Below are 14715 nucleotides of genomic sequence, written 5' to 3'. Positions count from 1 at the left end.
CATGTCGCACCAATCCGATTTGATCAGCGAAGATATCCTCGCTTATCTGGCTCAGCACGAGCGTAAAGAACTGCTGCGTTTCCTCACCTGCGGCAACGTGGATGACGGCAAGAGCACCCTGATCGGGCGCCTGCTGCACGATTCGAAGATGATCTACGAGGACCACCTCGAGGCCATCACCCGTGATTCGAAGAAAGTCGGCACCACCGGCGAAGAAGTCGACCTGGCGCTGCTGGTCGATGGCCTGCAGGCTGAGCGCGAGCAGGGCATCACCATCGATGTCGCCTACCGCTACTTCTCCACCGCCAAGCGCAAGTTCATCATCGCCGACACCCCGGGCCATGAGCAGTACACCCGCAACATGGCCACCGGTGCGTCCACCTGCGACCTGGCGATCATTCTGGTCGATGCCCGCTACGGCGTGCAGACCCAGACCCGCCGCCACAGCTACATTGCGTCGTTGCTGGGCATCAAGCACATCGTGGTCGCGGTCAACAAGATGGACCTGAAGGGTTTCGACGAAGGCGTCTTCGAGTCGATCAAGGCCGACTACCTGAAGTTTGCCGAAGCCATCAACCTGACCCCGAGCAGCCTGCACTTCGTGCCGATGTCGGCGCTCAAGGGTGACAACGTGGTCAACCACAGCGAGCAATCGCCGTGGTACGCCGGCCCGACGCTGATGGAAATCCTCGAAACCGTCGAGGTTTCGGCTGACCGCAACTTCACCGACCTGCGTTTCCCGGTGCAGTACGTCAACCGTCCCAACCTGAACTTCCGCGGCTTCGCCGGCACCATCGCCAGCGGCGTGGTGCACAAAGGTGACGAGATTGTCGTGTTGCCGTCGGGCAAGAGCAGCCGGGTCAAGTCCATCGTCACCTACGAAGGTGAACTGGAAAACGCCGGCCCAGGCCAGGCCGTGACCCTGACCATGGAAGACGAGATCGACATCTCCCGTGGCGACCTGCTGGTACATGCCGACAACGTCCCGCCGGTCACCGACCAGTTCGACGCCATGCTGGTGTGGATGGCCGAGGAGCCGATGCTCCCGGGCAAGAAATACGACATCAAGCGTGCCACCAGCTACGTGCCAGGTTCGATTGCCAGCATCACCCACAAGGTTGATGTGAACACCCTGGAGCAGGGCGCTGCCAGCGCGCTGCAGCTGAACGAGATCGGCCGCGTCAAGGTAGCCCTGGACACCTCGATCGCCCTCGACGGTTACGACAGCAACCGCACCACCGGTGCGTTCATCGTCATCGACCGCCTGACCAACGGCACCGTTGGCGCCGGCATGATCATCGCCCCGCCAGTATTGCCACACGGCAGCACCGGCCATCATGGCAAACAGGCCCATGTGTCCACCGAAGAGCGCGCCCTGCGCTTCGGCCAGCAGCCAGCCACCGTGCTGTTCAGCGGCCTGTCCGGTGCCGGCAAGAGCACCTTGGCTTATGCCGTGGAGCGCAAGCTGTTCGACATGGGCCGTGCGGTGTACGTGCTCGATGGCCAGAACCTGCGTCACGACCTGAACAAGGGCCTGCCACAGGATCGCGCTGGCCGTACCGAGAACTGGCGCCGCGCCGCCCATGTGGCGCGCCAGTTCAACGAGGCCGGCATGCTGACCCTGGCTGCGTTCGTGGCCCCGGATGCCGAAGGCCGCGAACAGGCCAAGGCGCTGATCGGCAAGGAACGCCTGGTGACCGTTTACGTCCAGGCCTCGCCGCTGGTTTGCCGCGAGCGTGACCCGCAAGGCCTGTACGCTGCCGGTGGCGACAACATCCCGGGCGAAAGCTTCCCGTACGATGTGCCGCTGGATGCTGATCTGGTGATCGACACCCAGGCCACCAGCGTGGACGAGGGCGTGAAACAGGTGCTGGACGTGCTGCGTCAGCGTGGCGCGATCTAAGCGCCAGCCTGCAATTGAAAACCCCGCTTCGGCGGGGTTTTTTGTCTCACGTTCAGGATCCTTCCCAATGCTCGGAAAGATCTGTCTCAGATATGTTTTTCCGACACCGGTATCACCCGTCTGTCCTTCACCGCTTTGTACGAAAAACTCGAATAGATCTCCTTCACCCCCGGCAACCGCTGCAGCACTTCCCGGGTAAATTCGCCAAACGATTCCAGGTCCCGTGCCAGGATCTCCAGCAGAAAGTCATAGCGCCCGGAGATGTTGTGGCAGGCGACGATCTCGGGGATTTCCATCAGGCGTTGTTCGAACGCCAGTGCCATGTCCTTGGTGTGCGAGTCCATCATGATGCTGACGAATGCGGTCACGCCAAACCCCAGCGACTTGGGCGAGAGGATGGCCTGGTAGCCGGTGATGTAGCCGTTTTCCTCCAGTAACTTGACCCGTCGCCAGCAGGGCGAGGTGGTCAGTGCCACCTGGTCGGCGAGTTCTGCAACGGTGAGGCGGGCGTTGTCTTGCAAGGCAGCGAGTAGGGCGCGGTCGGTGCGGTCGAGGCTTGAAGGCATTTTTTGCCCTCCTGATCCGGTAATTTTTGTTTTCATTCCAACAGACGCACGGATATGTGGGCCACTTTGGAAAAAATCGGGCAGCTCGGTGGCATAAGCTTATAGCAAACCACAAGAGGCTGTTGCCATGCGCGACTCCCACCACAACACCGGTTTTTCCACGCGGGCCATTCATCATGGCTATGACCCGCTTTCCCATGGTGGCGCCCTGGTGCCACCGGTGTACCAGACGGCTACTTATGCCTTCCCCACTGTTGAATACGGGGCTGCCTGCTTCGCCGGGGAGGAGCCTGGGCATTTCTACAGCCGCATTTCCAACCCCACACTGGCCTTGCTGGAGCAGCGCATGGCTTCGCTGGAGGGCGGTGAAGCGGGGTTGGCGTTGGCCTCGGGGATGGGCGCGATTACCTCAACCATATGGACCCTGCTAAGGCCTGGCGATGAGCTGATTGTCGGACGCACCTTGTATGGCTGTACCTTCGCGTTTCTGCACCACGGTATTGGTGAGTTCGGGGTGAAAGTTCGCCATGTGGATCTCAACGATGCCAAGGCCCTGAAAGCGGCGATCAGCAGCAAAACGCGGATGATCTACTTCGAAACACCGGCCAACCCCAACATGCAACTCGTGGACATTGCGGCGGTAGTCGAGGCGGTGCGGGGGCATGATGTGCATGTGGTGGTCGATAACACCTACTGTACGCCGTACCTGCAGCGGCCACTGGAGCTGGGGGCGGACCTGGTGGTGCACTCGGCGACCAAGTACCTCAGTGGGCATGGCGACATCACTGCCGGGTTGGTGGTGGGGCGCAAGGCGTTGGTAGACCGTATCCGCCTGGAAGGCCTGAAGGATATGACCGGGGCGGTGCTGTCACCGCATGATGCGGCGCTGCTGATGCGAGGTATCAAGACCCTGGCTCTGCGCATGGACCGGCATTGCAGCAATGCCCGGCAGGTTGCGGAATTTCTGGCTCGGCAGCCGCAGGTGGAGCTTATCCACTACCCAGGGTTGCCGTCGTTTGCCCAGTACGAGCTGGCCCAGCGGCAGATGCGGTTGCCTGGCGGGATGATTGCCTTTGAGCTCAAGGGTGGCATAGAGGCGGGGCGGCGCTTCATGAATGCGCTGCAGCTTTTTGCCCGGGCGGTGAGCCTGGGGGATGCCGAGTCGCTGGCGCAGCACCCGGCGAGCATGACGCACTCCAGCTATACGCCGCAGGAACGGGCGCATCACGGGATCTCGGAGGGGTTGGTGCGTCTGTCGGTTGGACTGGAGGATGTGGAGGACCTGCTGGCAGATGTCGAACAGGCATTGCAGGCCTGCTGTTAGGTTGCCTGCACTGGTCCTTTCGCGGGCACGCCCACAGGTTGAGCGTAATATCTGAAACCTGCGCGGCCCTGTAGGAGCGGGTTCACCCGCGAAGAGGCCGGTAAATCCAGCCCACAAAAAAGGCCTCTTGCGAGGCCTTTTTCATTTTCAGCAGATCAACGCTTGAGCCCGTAGCTCTCATCCAGCATGCCCGGCGAGTTGGGCACTTTCGGCGCATAGTCGCGCGGTACTTCAGCGGTGTCTTTAGGTGGGGTCAGGCGGTCACGCGGGCCTTGCGGTGCGTCGGAGTGCAGCGCAGCCAGCAGGCGTTGGCGAGTGACGTCATCGAGGGCCAGGCTGTTGGCGCCTTCAGCCAGGTGATCTTGTACGTCCTGATAGCTCTGGGTCAGTTTCTTGACCAGCATGGCGGTGCTGTTGAAGTGGGTGACCACTTCGTTCTGGTAGCTGTCGAAGCGCTTCTGGATGTCATCCAGTTGACGCTGGGTGTTGCTCGGGGCCGCATTGGGCAGCAGGCGGGCAACAATGAAACCGACTGCCACACCGATGACCAGGGCCAGGGTTGGCAACAACCAAACAAGGAGCGAGAGTTCCACGAGTCCTTCCTCTATAAACGGCTTTGCTTTACGTTAACGGCTCAGACCTGCGCTGTATACCGCGAGCGATCGCAAATCAGAACAGAATTTCACACCTAGACGAATCGACCCTTCCCGAGGTCACGGAGTAGTGCCTTGCTTGTCCGCGAAACCCCCTTGTTCATCGATGGCCCCAGCGGCCAACTGGAAGCGTTGTACCTGGACGTGGCGCAAGCCCGTGGCGCGGTGCTGATCTGTCACCCTAACCCGGTCCAGGGCGGCACCATGCTCAACAAGGTTGTCTCGACCCTGCAGCGCACCGCACGTGATGCCGGTTATGTGACCTTGCGTTTCAACTACCGTGGCGTCGGCCAGAGCGCCGGCAGCCACGACATGGGTGCTGGCGAAGTGGCCGATGCCGAGGCCGCTGCAGCATGGCTGCGTGCCAGGCACCCCGAGCTCCCGCTGGTGCTGATGGGCTTTTCGTTCGGTGGTTTCGTTGCCACCAGCCTGGCCGGGCGCCTTGAAACTGCAGGCGTAGAGTTGCAGCACCTGTTCATGATCGCCCCGGCAGTCATGCGCCTGACCGCCGAATTCCCGCTGCCGCAGCGCTGCCCGCTCACCGTGGTGCAGCCGGACGCCGACGAAGTCGTCGCGCCGCAGCTGGTTTACGAATGGTCCGACAGCCTGTCGCGTCCCCATGAGCTGCTGAAAGTGGCAGAATGCGGACACTTCTTCCATGGCAAGCTGACCGATCTGAAGGATCTGCTGCTGCCGCGCCTTTCGAACTGAGCCAAGCCTGAATAAGCGAACACCCATGACCACGCGCATCCTTACCGGTATCACCACCACCGGCACTCCGCACCTGGGCAACTACGCCGGCGCCATTCGCCCGGCGATCCGTGCCAGCCAGCAGCCCGGTGTCGACTCGTTCTACTTCCTGGCCGACTACCACGCCCTGATCAAGTGCGACGACCCGCTGCGCATCCAGCGCTCGCGCCTGGAAATCGCCGCCACCTGGCTGGCCGGTGGCCTGGACCCGGACAAGGTGACCTTCTATCGCCAATCCGACATCCCGGAAATCCCCGAGCTGACCTGGCTGCTGACCTGCGTTGCTGCCAAAGGCCTGCTGAACCGTGCGCATGCCTACAAGGCCTCGGTGGACAAGAACGTCGAGAACGGCGAAGACCCGGACGCCGGCGTGACCATGGGCCTGTTCAGCTACCCGGTGCTGATGGCCGCCGATATTCTGATGTTCAACGCCAACAAGGTGCCGGTCGGCCGTGACCAGATCCAGCACGTGGAAATGGCCCGCGATATCGGTCAGCGCTTCAACCACCTGTTCGGTCAAGGCAAGGACTTCTTCGCCTTGCCGGAGGCGGTGATCGAGGAAAGCGTGGCGACCCTGCCGGGCCTGGATGGGCGCAAGATGTCCAAGAGCTATGACAACACCATCCCGTTGTTCACCAGCGCCAAGGACATGAAAGACGCCATCTCGCGCATCGTCACCGATTCGCGCGCGCCCGGTGAAGCGAAAGACCCGGACAACGCGCACCTGTTCACCCTGTACCAGGCCTTCTCGACGCCCGAGCAATGCGCCGGGTTCCGCGAAGAGCTGCTGCAGGGCCTGGGTTGGGGCGATGCCAAGCAGCGCCTGTTCCAGCTGCTGGACGGGCAACTGGCCGAGAAGCGCGAGTACTATCACCAGCTGATCGCACGTCCTGCGGACCTGGAAGACATCCTGCTGGCCGGCGCCGCCAAGGCCCGCAAGATCGCCACACCGTTCCTCGAGCAGCTGCGCGAGGCCGTTGGCCTGCGTTCGTTCCGCAGCAGCGTGCAGGCCAGCACCGAGGTGAAGAAGAAGGCTGCCAAGAGCGCACGCTTTGTTAGCTTCCGTGACGAAGACGGCAGCTTCCGTTTCCGCCTGCTGGCCGCTGACGGTGAGCAACTGTTGCTGTCGCGCAGCTTCGCTGACGGCAAGAGTGCCGGTGCCGTGAGCAAGCAGTTGCAGCAGGGTGGCGAGGCCGATGTCCGGGTCGAAGGCCTGAGCTTCGGCCTGTGGCTCAATGGCGAGCAGGTTGCCGAAGGGCCGCAGTTCGACAGCGCCGAAGCCCGTGATGCCGCCATCGAAGGTCTACGGGTAGCGCTTCAGCCATTGTAGGAGCGAGTTTACTCGCGAACACCGGCAAAGCCGGTGCCATCCAACGCATAAGCTATGCTGGATGAGGCATATTGACGCAAGTCTGATTGCCATTAAGCGGGCCTGTCGCTACAGTGACGGCCCGTTTTTTGTTGCCTCGCTAACGAATCATGACTCCCTTAGAACGCTATCAAGCAGATCTGAAACGTCCCGACTTCTTCCATGACGCGGCGCAGGAAACTGCGGTGCGTCACCTCCAGCGCCTGTACGACGACCTGGTGCACGCGCAGAACAACAAGCCGGGCGTGTTCGGCAAGCTGTTCGGCAAGAAGGAGCAGACCCCGGTCAAGGGCCTGTACTTCTGGGGTGGGGTGGGGCGAGGCAAGACCTACCTGGTTGATACCTTCTATGAAGCGCTGCCCTTCAAGCAGAAGATGCGTACGCACTTCCACCGCTTCATGAAGCGGGTGCACGAGGAGATGAAAACCCTCAAGGGCGAGAAGAACCCGCTGACCATCATTGCCAAGCGCTTCAGCGAAGAAGCCAAGGTGATTTGCTTCGACGAATTCTTCGTGTCGGACATTACCGACGCCATGATCCTCGGCACCTTGATGGAAGAGCTGTTCAAGAATGGTGTGTCGCTGGTGGCCACGTCCAACATCGTGCCGGACGGCCTGTACAAGGACGGCCTGCAGCGTGCGCGCTTCCTGCCGGCCATCGCCATGATCAAGCAGTACACCGACGTGGTGAACGTCGATAGCGGGGTCGACTACCGCCTGCGTCACCTGGAGCAGGCCGAACTGTTCCACTTCCCGCTGGATGACGCAGCGCACCAGAGCATGCGCGCGAGCTTCAAGGCGCTCACCCCTGAGTGTACCCAGGCGATCGAAAATGACGTGCTGATGATCGAGAACCGCCCGATCAATGCCCTGCGTACTTGCGACGACGTTGCCTGGTTCGACTTCCGCGCCCTGTGCGACGGGCCGCGTAGCCAGAACGACTACATTGAATTAGGCAAGATCTTCCACGCCGTATTGCTGAGCAACGTTGAGCAGATGGGCGTCACCACCGACGACATCGCCCGTCGTTTCATCAACATGGTCGACGAGTTTTACGATCGCAACGTCAAGCTGATCATCTCGGCAGAGGTGGAGTTGAAGGACCTGTATACCGGTGGGCGTCTGAGCTTCGAGTTCCAGCGTACCCTGAGCCGGTTGCTGGAGATGCAGTCGCACGAATTCCTGTCGCGCCCGCACAAGCCCTGACCGCAGCGGCAGCTTCGGGGTAGGCGGCAAGGGAACGTCAGGGCAACGCGCGATCCGCTCTGGTTTTCCTTGTCGCTTCAAGCTCGAAACGTGCCGCTCGGGAAGCCTTTCAGGCTTCCTGCATGAACTGCTGCCGATACTGGTTCGGCGACAACTCGGTGTGCTGGCGGAACAGCCGCGCAAAGAAACTGGCATCGTCATACCCCACCTCGTAACTGATGGTCTTGATGCTCTTGCGCGTACTCGACAACAACCCCTTGGCTGTCTCGATGCGTAACCGTTGCAGGTAGTGCAGCGGCTTGTCACCTGTAGCGCCCTGGAAGCGGCGCATGAAGTTGCGGATGCTCATGCCGTGGTTACGGGCCACATCCTCGAAGCGGAACTTGTCGGCGAAGTGTTCCTCCAGCCAGTGCTGGATCTGCAGGATGATCAGGTCCTGGTGCAGCTTCTGCCCGCCAAAGCCCATGCGCCCCGGGGTGTAGTTGCGTTGCACTTCGTAGAGGATGTCGCGGGACACTGCACGCGCCACGTTGGCACCGCAGAAGCGTTCGATCAGGTAGATGTACAGGTCGCAGGCCGAAGTTGCACCGCCGGCGCAATAGATGTTGTCGGCGTCGGTCAGGTGCTTGTCCTGGTTCAGGCGAATCTTCGGGAAGCGTTCGGCAAAGCTGTTGAAGAAGCGCCAATAGGTGGTCGCCTCCTTGCCATCGAGCAGGCCGGATTCGGCCAGCCAGAACACACCACTGGCCTCGGCGCACAGCACCGCGCCACGTGCATGCTGTTCACGCAGCCACGGCAGCACCTGGGGATAACGTTGCAGCAGGTTGTCGAAATCATCCCAGTAGGCCGGGAGGATGATCACATCGGCGTCGTCCAGGCCACCGTCAACCGGTAACTGCACATTGCTGAAGCTGTCCACGGGCTGGCTATCAGGGCTCACCAGGCGGATGTCGAACATGGGCTTCAAGCCCAGGCCCAGCTGCTTGCTGTAGCGCAGGCTGGCGAGGTGGAAGAAGTCCTTGGCCTGCATCAAGGTCGAAGCGAACACCTTGTCAATGGCCAGGATGCTGACGCGCCGCAGCGACGCTGAGGGTTGGGTAAACATCATTGTCATTGTTCTTATAGGGTAGAGTGGTCAATCACCGGCTGGATCGTCTTATTTTTTGGCGATTGTGTCTACCCCATGTCACAGCGGCGCGAAGCGGGGCGCAGTGTTTGGCTCAAGGCGCCGGGTTGGGCTGCTCCTGATGAATGGCTTCGATCGCTGTCAGCAGATCGGCGCTCAGGTTCAGTTCAAGGCTGGCCAGGTTGCTGTCCAGCTGCTGCAGGCTGGTGGCGCCTATGATGTTGCTGGTCACGAACGGCTGCCGAGTGACGAACGCCAGGGCCATTTGCGCCGGGTCCAGGCCGTGCTCGCGGGCCAGCTGCACGTAGCGGCTGCAGGCTGCCACGGTCTGTGGGTTGGAGTAACGGGCAAAGCGGCTGAACAGGGTCAGGCGTGCATTGTCAGGCCGTGCGCCGTTCTCGTACTTGCCCGAGAGCATGCCGAAGGCAAGCGGCGAATAGGCCAGCAGGCCACACTGCTCGCGTATCGCCACTTCTGCCAGGCCCACCTCGAAGCTGCGGTTGAGCAGGTTGTACGGGTTCTGGATCGATACGGCCCGCGGCCAGCCACGGCTCTCGGCCAGTTGCAGGAACTTCATGGTGCCCCACGGCGTTTCGTTGGACAGGCCGATGTGGCGGATCTTGCCCGCACGCACCTGCTCGTCGAGCACTTCGAGGGTTTCTTCCAGGGGGGTGAAGTGATCCTGCGGCAGGTGCTGGTAGCCCAGCTTGCCGAAGAAGTTGGTGCTGCGCTCTGGCCAGTGCAACTGGTACAGGTCGATTCGATCGGTCTGCAGGCGCTTGAGGCTTTCGTCCAGCGCCGCGACGATGTGCTGGCGGTTGTGCTTGAGCTGCCCGTCGCGGATATGGCTGATGCCGTTGCCCGGGCCTGCAACCTTGCTGGCCAGGATCCACTCGTCGCGGTCGCCATGGTCACGGAACCAGTTGCCGATGATGCGCTCGGTGGCCGCGTAGGTCTCCGGGCGGGGAGGGACCGGGTACATTTCGGCGGTGTCGATGAAGTTGACCCCGGCGGCCTTGGCCCGGGCAATCTGTTCGTAGGCCTCGGCCTGGATGTTCTGCTCGCCCCAGGTCATGGTGCCCAGGCACAGGGCGCTGACGTTGAGGTCGGTACGGCCGAGCTGGCGGTATTCCATCGGTTAGTCACTCCTTGGCAATAGAAGCCAATCAAAGCAGGTTGATATTTTTCGCGCAATCTGGATAATTCAGCCCCTCTCCGCGTGGCGGAAGTGATGCACCATCACGCAGGAAGAACCCCGTCGAACATTGGCGTGCCCGACCCGAGCCCCCAAAAGCGTCTGTGTTCGGCTGCGCGCTTGCCCTTGGCAAGCTGTGCACTATCCAGTAAGATTCGCCGTCTATTTTTCGCTGGGCGGCCTCTGAGGCTTTAGAGAATGAAAACTTTTACTGCTAAACCGGAAACAGTAAAGCGCGAGTGGTTCGTAGTCGACGCCGCTGGCCAGACCCTGGGTCGTCTGGCTACCGAAATCGCTACCCGTCTGCGTGGCAAACACAAACCAGAATACACCCCTCACGTTGACACCGGCGACTACATCGTCGTTATCAACGCCGAGCAGGTTCGTGTGACTGGTGCCAAGTCTTCCGACAAGATGTACTACTCCCACTCCGGTTTCCCAGGCGGTATCAAGGAAATCAACTTCGAGAAGTTGATCGCCAAGGCCCCTGAGCGTGTTATCGAAACTGCGGTCAAAGGCATGCTGCCTAAGAACCCGCTGGGTCGCGACATGTACCGTAAGCTGAAAGTGTACGCGGGTGCTGCTCACCCACACACTGCTCAGCAGCCTCAAGAACTGAAGATCTAACGGGATAGTTCATTATGTCGGCGACTCAAAATTACGGCACTGGCCGTCGCAAGACCGCAACCGCTCGCGTATTCCTGCGTCCGGGTACTGGTAACATTTCCATCAACAACCGTTCTCTGGACGTGTTCTTCGGTCGCGAAACCGCTCGCATGGTTGTTCGCCAGCCGCTCGAGCTGACTGAATCCGTTGAGAAATTCGACATCTACGTCACCGTTTCCGGTGGTGGTGTCAGCGGTCAGGCCGGTGCGATCCGTCACGGTATCACCCGCGCTCTGATGGAATACGACGAAACCCTGCGTGGCGCTCTGCGTCGTGCTGGCTACGTCACCCGCGACGCTCGTGAAGTTGAGCGTAAGAAAGTGGGTCTGCGTAAAGCGCGTAAGCGTCCTCAGTACTCCAAGCGTTAATACCGCTTCGGCAGTCGAAAAAAGCCCGGTTCCTTGGAACCGGGCTTTTTTTTTAGCCTTGAACTAACCTGTCAGCAGTCAGTGGCCGCTCGTCGCATAGACGTAGATCAAGCAAAGCGTGGGTTGTCGCCCTTGCCAAGGTAATCACCTTGTCAGTGTGTGGATTTGTTTCTTACCATGGCGGCCAATTTTTAGTGCCATTGACACAACCTAAGTACAGGCCAGGTCCAACTGGCCAAGCAAGCTGATGGGAGAGGACTGAATGAGCAATGACGGCGTCAACGCAGGCCGGCGCCGCTTCCTCGTAGCCGCGACATCCGTGGTCGGGGCGGCGGGGGCAGTGGGGGCTGCGGTACCGTTCGTGGGGTCATGGTTTCCCAGTGCCAAGGCGAAAGCCGCGGGTGCACCGGTGAAGGTCAACATCGCCAAGGTCGAGGCGGGGCAGCAGATGGTGGCCGAGTGGCGTGGCCAGCCCGTATTCATCGTGCGGCGAACGGAGGAAATCCTTGGCAATCTGAAAAAAATCACGGGTGACCTGTCGGACCCCGAGTCCAAGGCCTCGGTACAGCCAGCGTACGTCGACCCAGAGGTTCGCTCGATCAAGCCGGAAATTCTTATTCTCGTCGGCCTGTGCACGCACCTGGGCTGCTCGCCCACCTTCCGACCAGAAGTGGCGCCCGCCGACCTGGGGCCGAAGTGGGTAGGGGGTTACTTCTGCCCGTGCCACGGCTCTCACTATGACCTGGCTGGCCGTGTCTACAAGTCCCAGCCAGCGCCTCTCAACCTGCCCGTGCCACCGCACTCTTACGAGTCGGACGAGATCATCGTCATTGGCGTCGACCAGGAGAACGCATGATGAGCAAGTTCATGGACTGGATTGATGCTCGCTTCCCCGCCACCAAGATGTGGGAAGACCACCTCAGCAAGTATTACGCACCCAAGAACTTCAACTTTCTGTACTTCTTCGGCTCCCTGGCATTGCTGGTGCTGGTCAACCAGATCGTGACCGGCGTGTGGCTGACCATGAGCTTCACGCCCTCGGCGGAAGAGGCGTTCGCCTCGGTCGAGTACATCATGCGTGACGTGGAATACGGCTGGATCCTGCGCTACCTGCACTCCACAGGTGCGTCAGCGTTCTTCATCGTGGTCTACCTGCACATGTTCCGCGGCCTGCTCTATGGCTCCTATCAGAAGCCACGCGAGCTGGTCTGGCTGTTCGGCATGCTGATCTATCTGGCGCTGATGGCTGAAGCGTTCATGGGCTACCTGCTGCCATGGGGTCAGATGTCGTACTGGGGCGCCCAGGTGATCATTTCGCTGTTCGGTGCCATCCCGGTGATCGGTGATGACCTTACCCAGTGGATCCGCGGTGACTACCTGATCTCGGGCATCACCCTGAACCGCTTCTTCGCCCTGCATGTGGTCGCCCTGCCAATCGTGATTCTTGGTCTGGTGGTATTGCACATCCTCGCCTTGCACGAAGTGGGTTCGAACAACCCTGACGGCGTCGACATCAAAAAGAAAAAGGACGAAAACGGTATTCCGCTGGATGGTATTCCGTTCCACCCGTACTACACCGTCAAAGACATTGTCGGCGTGGTGGTGTTCCTGTTCGTGTTCTGCGCCGTGGTGTTCTTCTTCCCGGAAATGGGCGGTTACTTCCTGGAGAAACCTAACTTCGAGCAAGCCAACGCCTTCAAGACCCCTGAGCACATCGCGCCGGTGTGGTACTTCACACCGTTCTACGCAATTCTGCGTGCGGTGCCCGACAAGCTGATGGGCGTCATTGCCATGGGGGCGGCCATCGCCGTGCTGTTCGTGCTGCCCTGGCTCGACCGCAGCCCGGTGCGTTCCATGCGTTACAAGGGCTGGATCAGCAAGGTCTTCCTGCTGGTGTTCTGCGTGGCCTTCGTCATCCTCGGCGTGCTGGGGGTCCTGGCACCGACACCTGGGCGTACCTTGCTGTCGCAGGTGTGCACGGTGCTGTACTTCGCCTACTTCCTGCTGATGCCGTTCTACACAAGGCTCGAGAAGACCAAACCGGTTCCGGAAAGGGTGACTGGCTGATGAAAAAGTTGATTGCAGTATTTTTGCTGGCAGTGATGCCTGCCTTTTCCTTCGCTGCCGAACATGGCCTGGAGCTGGACAAGGTCGATATCGACCTGACTGACAAGGCCGCCATGCAGGACGGCGCGCGGACCTTCGCCAACTATTGCATGGGTTGCCACAGTGCCAAGTTCCAGCGTTATGAGCGGGTGGCTGATGACCTGGGTATCCCACACGAGCTGATGCTCGAGAAGCTGGTGTTCACGGGTGCCAAGATCGGTGACCACATGCAGATCGGCATGAAGCCAAGCGACGCCAAGACCTGGTTTGGTGCCGCGCCGCCCGACCTGACGCTGGTCGCCCGCGTGCGCGGTACCGATTGGCTGTACACCTACCTGCGCAGCTTCTATGAGGACCCATCGCGCCCTTACGGGGTGAACAACAAGGTGTTCCCGAACGTCGGCATGCCTAACGTGCTGGTTGGTCTGCAAGGTAACCAGGTGGTGGGTTGCAAGCAGGTACAGACGGTGGTTGATGGCAAGAAGCAATTCGACCCGTTGACCGGCAGCCCGTTGACCCATGAAGCTTGCGATCAGCTGACCATTACGCCGAATTCCGGTACCCTGACGACCGAGCAGTTCGACGAGAAGGTCAAGAACCTTGTGACCTTCCTGGCCTATTCGGCCAACCCAGTCAAACTGGAAAGCCAGCGCATCGGTACCTATGTGTTGCTGTACCTGGCTTTCTTCTTCGTATTCGCCTACTTGCTCAAGCGTGAATACTGGAAGGACGTGCACTGATCACGCAGTAGTTTCTGGTTGTTGAACGCGCCCGGGGCGGCCTGGCAGTATTGCCAGGTCTCCCCGGGCGCGTTTTCATTTAAAGTTGCACAAGCATCCGTGCGAGGAGCCGCTACATGGGCGCAACCAACAGGTTAGCCTGCTATTCCGATCCCGCTGATCACTATTCTCATCGGGTGCGCCTGGTTCTGGCTGAGAAGGGCGTCAGCGTGCAGTTGATCGATGTCGATCCCACCCGCCTGCCGCCGAAGCTGGCCGAGGTCAACCCTTATGGCAGCGTGCCGACCTTGGTCGATCGTGACCTGGCGTTGTATGAATCGACCGTGGTGATGGAATACCTCGAGGAGCGTTACCCGCACCCGCCGCTGTTGCCGGTATACCCGGTTGCGCGTGGCAACAGCCGTCTGCTGATGCACCGCATCCAGCGCGACTGGTGTGCCTTGGCCGATACCGTGCTTGACCCGCGTAGCAGTGAAGCTGCCCGAACCGAGGCGCGCAAGGCCTTGCGCGAAAGCCTGACCGGGGTCTCGCCGTTGTTTGGCGAGTTCGCCTGCTTCATGAGTGATGAGCAAAGCCTGGTCGATTGCTGTCTATTGCCCATACTCTGGCGTTTGCCGGTGTTGGGTATCGAATTGCCGCGGCAAGCCAAGCCGCTGCTGGATTACATGGAGCGCCAGTTCGCCCGCGAGCCTTTTCAGGCGAGCCTGTCCTCCGTAGAACGTGAAATGCGCAAGCTTTAAGGAG

Annotated in this window: 15 protein-coding genes; 11 read left to right on the top strand and 4 right to left on the bottom strand. The window is 60.5% G+C overall.

The genetic code is table 11. From position 1 onward, the window contains the following. Position 1 precedes the first annotated feature (1 nt). Positions 2 to 1903, top strand: coding sequence for a sulfate adenylyltransferase subunit CysN (cysN, locus tag LVS58_RS05840; RefSeq protein WP_233690237.1), 1902 nt, complete (start codon positions 2 to 4; stop codon positions 1901 to 1903). A gap of 86 nt (positions 1904 to 1989) precedes the next feature. Here the strand turns inward: cysN and LVS58_RS05835 are convergent, their stop codons facing one another. Next, the gene (locus LVS58_RS05835; RefSeq protein ID WP_233690236.1) at positions 1990 to 2469 is read right to left on the bottom strand and encodes an Lrp/AsnC family transcriptional regulator; all 480 of its coding nucleotides are present in this window, start codon (positions 2467 to 2469) and stop codon (positions 1990 to 1992) included. A gap of 127 nt (positions 2470 to 2596) precedes the next feature. Between LVS58_RS05835 and LVS58_RS05830 the strand changes: the two genes are divergently transcribed. Next, a complete protein-coding gene (locus tag LVS58_RS05830; protein ID WP_233690235.1) occupies positions 2597 to 3793 on the top strand; it encodes a methionine gamma-lyase in 1197 nt (398 codons plus the stop codon). 155 nt (positions 3794 to 3948) lie between these two features. Here LVS58_RS05830 and LVS58_RS05825 read toward each other — a convergent pair whose 3' ends face one another. Beyond that, positions 3949 to 4386, bottom strand: a complete 438-nt coding sequence (locus LVS58_RS05825) for a YhcB family protein (RefSeq protein WP_003251807.1) — start codon at positions 4384 to 4386, stop codon at positions 3949 to 3951. 135 nt (positions 4387 to 4521) lie between these two features. Here LVS58_RS05825 and LVS58_RS05820 point away from each other — a divergent pair, with 135 nt between their 5' ends. The 3 genes from LVS58_RS05820 to zapE all read left to right on the top strand — a co-directional run bounded on the left by LVS58_RS05820 (position 4522) and on the right by zapE (position 7770). Then, entirely contained in the window at positions 4522 to 5157 is a 636-nt protein-coding gene (locus LVS58_RS05820) for an alpha/beta hydrolase (protein ID WP_233690234.1), read from the top strand. A gap of 25 nt (positions 5158 to 5182) precedes the next feature. Further along, a complete protein-coding gene (locus LVS58_RS05815; RefSeq protein ID WP_233690233.1) occupies positions 5183 to 6526 on the top strand; it encodes a tryptophan--tRNA ligase in 1344 nt (447 codons plus the stop codon). Positions 6527 to 6675: 149 nt separating this feature from the next. Then, positions 6676 to 7770, top strand: coding sequence for a cell division protein ZapE (gene zapE / locus LVS58_RS05810; RefSeq protein ID WP_233690232.1), 1095 nt, complete (start codon positions 6676 to 6678; stop codon positions 7768 to 7770). A 109-nt stretch (positions 7771 to 7879) separates the two neighbouring features. Here zapE and LVS58_RS05805 read toward each other — a convergent pair whose 3' ends face one another. Together LVS58_RS05805 and LVS58_RS05800 are read right to left on the bottom strand one after the other, a co-directional pair. Beyond that, the gene (locus LVS58_RS05805; protein ID WP_233690288.1) at positions 7880 to 8800 is read right to left on the bottom strand and encodes a GlxA family transcriptional regulator; all 921 of its coding nucleotides are present in this window, start codon (positions 8798 to 8800) and stop codon (positions 7880 to 7882) included. 190 nt (positions 8801 to 8990) lie between these two features. Then, positions 8991 to 10031 (bottom strand): NADP(H)-dependent aldo-keto reductase, encoded by a 1041-nt coding sequence (locus LVS58_RS05800; protein WP_233690231.1) that lies wholly within the window; start codon positions 10029 to 10031, stop codon positions 8991 to 8993. Between the two features lie 258 nt (positions 10032 to 10289). On the opposite strand from LVS58_RS05800, the gene rplM reads away from it, so the two are divergent. The 6 genes from rplM to LVS58_RS05770 all read left to right on the top strand — a co-directional run bounded on the left by rplM (position 10290) and on the right by LVS58_RS05770 (position 14711). Next, entirely contained in the window at positions 10290 to 10718 is a 429-nt protein-coding gene (gene rplM, locus LVS58_RS05795; RefSeq protein WP_003251819.1) for a 50S ribosomal protein L13, read from the top strand. 14 nt (positions 10719 to 10732) lie between these two features. Further along, positions 10733 to 11125, top strand: a complete 393-nt coding sequence (gene rpsI, locus LVS58_RS05790; RefSeq protein ID WP_003251821.1) for a 30S ribosomal protein S9 — start codon at positions 10733 to 10735, stop codon at positions 11123 to 11125. Positions 11126 to 11387: 262 nt separating this feature from the next. Continuing rightward, positions 11388 to 11981 carry a ubiquinol-cytochrome c reductase iron-sulfur subunit gene (gene petA / locus LVS58_RS05785; protein WP_003251823.1) on the top strand — a complete coding sequence of 198 codons (594 nt, stop codon included), beginning with the start codon at positions 11388 to 11390 and terminating at the stop codon, positions 11979 to 11981. Then, complete coding sequence (locus tag LVS58_RS05780; protein ID WP_003251825.1) at positions 11981 to 13192, top strand: cytochrome b; 1212 nt, start codon at positions 11981 to 11983, stop codon at positions 13190 to 13192. Before petA ends, LVS58_RS05780 begins: the two co-directional genes overlap by 1 nt. Beyond that, positions 13192 to 13971 (top strand): cytochrome c1, encoded by a 780-nt coding sequence (locus tag LVS58_RS05775; protein ID WP_233690230.1) that lies wholly within the window; start codon positions 13192 to 13194, stop codon positions 13969 to 13971. The genes LVS58_RS05780 and LVS58_RS05775 overlap by 1 nt, the downstream gene beginning before the upstream one ends. A gap of 116 nt (positions 13972 to 14087) precedes the next feature. Next, positions 14088 to 14711: a glutathione S-transferase N-terminal domain-containing protein gene (locus tag LVS58_RS05770; protein ID WP_233690229.1), complete on the top strand. Its 624-nt coding sequence runs from the start codon at positions 14088 to 14090 to the stop codon at positions 14709 to 14711. The last annotated feature ends 4 nt before the right edge of the window (positions 14712 to 14715 follow it).

It is taken from the genome of Pseudomonas sp. JR33AA (assembly GCF_021378985.1).
In the GTDB taxonomy this organism is placed as follows: domain Bacteria; phylum Pseudomonadota; class Gammaproteobacteria; order Pseudomonadales; family Pseudomonadaceae; genus Aquipseudomonas; species Aquipseudomonas alloputida.
Note: the sequence above shows the minus strand (reverse complement) of the source record. Positions and strands in the feature narration are given on the sequence as shown.

Excerpts from the sequence above, each read along its gene's own strand:
- cysN (WP_233690237.1), top strand. The coding sequence starts at position 2 with ATGTCGCACCAATCCGATTTGATCAGCGAAGATATCCTCGCTTATCTG.
- LVS58_RS05835 (WP_233690236.1), bottom strand. The coding sequence starts at position 2,469 with ATGCCTTCAAGCCTCGACCGCACCGACCGCGCCCTACTCGCTGCCTTG.
- LVS58_RS05830 (WP_233690235.1), top strand. The coding sequence starts at position 2,597 with ATGCGCGACTCCCACCACAACACCGGTTTTTCCACGCGGGCCATTCAT.
- LVS58_RS05815 (WP_233690233.1), top strand. The coding sequence starts at position 5,183 with ATGACCACGCGCATCCTTACCGGTATCACCACCACCGGCACTCCGCAC.
- zapE (WP_233690232.1), top strand. The coding sequence starts at position 6,676 with ATGACTCCCTTAGAACGCTATCAAGCAGATCTGAAACGTCCCGACTTC.
- LVS58_RS05805 (WP_233690288.1), bottom strand. The coding sequence starts at position 8,800 with ATGCAGGCCAAGGACTTCTTCCACCTCGCCAGCCTGCGCTACAGCAAG.
- LVS58_RS05800 (WP_233690231.1), bottom strand. The coding sequence starts at position 10,031 with ATGGAATACCGCCAGCTCGGCCGTACCGACCTCAACGTCAGCGCCCTG.
- rplM (WP_003251819.1), top strand. The coding sequence starts at position 10,290 with ATGAAAACTTTTACTGCTAAACCGGAAACAGTAAAGCGCGAGTGGTTC.
- rpsI (WP_003251821.1), top strand. The coding sequence starts at position 10,733 with ATGTCGGCGACTCAAAATTACGGCACTGGCCGTCGCAAGACCGCAACC.
- petA (WP_003251823.1), top strand. The coding sequence starts at position 11,388 with ATGAGCAATGACGGCGTCAACGCAGGCCGGCGCCGCTTCCTCGTAGCC.
- LVS58_RS05780 (WP_003251825.1), top strand. The coding sequence starts at position 11,981 with ATGAGCAAGTTCATGGACTGGATTGATGCTCGCTTCCCCGCCACCAAG.
- LVS58_RS05775 (WP_233690230.1), top strand. The coding sequence starts at position 13,192 with ATGAAAAAGTTGATTGCAGTATTTTTGCTGGCAGTGATGCCTGCCTTT.
- LVS58_RS05770 (WP_233690229.1), top strand. The coding sequence starts at position 14,088 with ATGGGCGCAACCAACAGGTTAGCCTGCTATTCCGATCCCGCTGATCAC.